We start from the raw sequence: 606 nt of genomic DNA, 5'->3' as shown, positions 1-606 counted from the left end.
CCTGCGTTTCAAGGCCACCAAGGCCGAGGACAGCGGAGACTCCTGGGAGCGCACCGAGGAGCGCCGCCGCCGCAAGGAGATGATCTACGGGATCTCCTCGTACGTCCTGCTCTTCTGCTGCGCCGGTGTCGCGGCCGCGCTCTCCTTCCACGGCCTGGTCGGCTTCGGCATCCAGAACCTGGGCCTGTCCGGCGGCTGGGAGTACCTGGTCCCCTTCGGCCTCGACGGGGCGGCGATGTTCTGCTCGGTCCTCGCGGTCCGCGAGGCCAGCCACGGTGACGCCGCGCTCGGCTCGCGCCTGCTGGTCTGGGTCTTCGCGATCGCCTCGGCCTGGTTCAACTGGGTGCACGCGCCGCGCGGCGGGGCCCACGACGGCGCCCCGCAGTTCTTCTCGGGCATGTCCATCTCCGCGGCCGTCCTCTTCGACCGGGCGCTCAAGCAGACCCGCCGGGCCGCCCTGCGCGAGCAGGGCCTGGTGCCGCGCCCGCTGCCGCAGATCCGCATCGTGCGCTGGCTGCGCGCCCCGCTGGAGACCTACGCGGCCTGGTCGCTGATGCTGCTGGAGAACGTGCGCAGCCTGGACGAGGCGGTCGAGGAGGTCCGCGA

Annotated in this window: 1 protein-coding gene; it reads left to right on the top strand. The window is 72.3% G+C overall.

The features are described 5' to 3' along the window. The coding region (locus ABD323_RS43835; RefSeq protein WP_344447584.1) for a DUF2637 domain-containing protein at positions 1-606 on the top strand (606 nt) is incomplete at both ends.

Origin of the sequence: Kitasatospora nipponensis (genome assembly GCF_039528135.1) — a bacterium.
GTDB classification, from domain to species: domain Bacteria; phylum Actinomycetota; class Actinomycetes; order Streptomycetales; family Streptomycetaceae; genus Kitasatospora; species Kitasatospora nipponensis.
The sequence above is the reverse complement of the archived record's forward strand: the minus strand, read 5'-3'. Positions and strand labels throughout refer to the sequence as shown.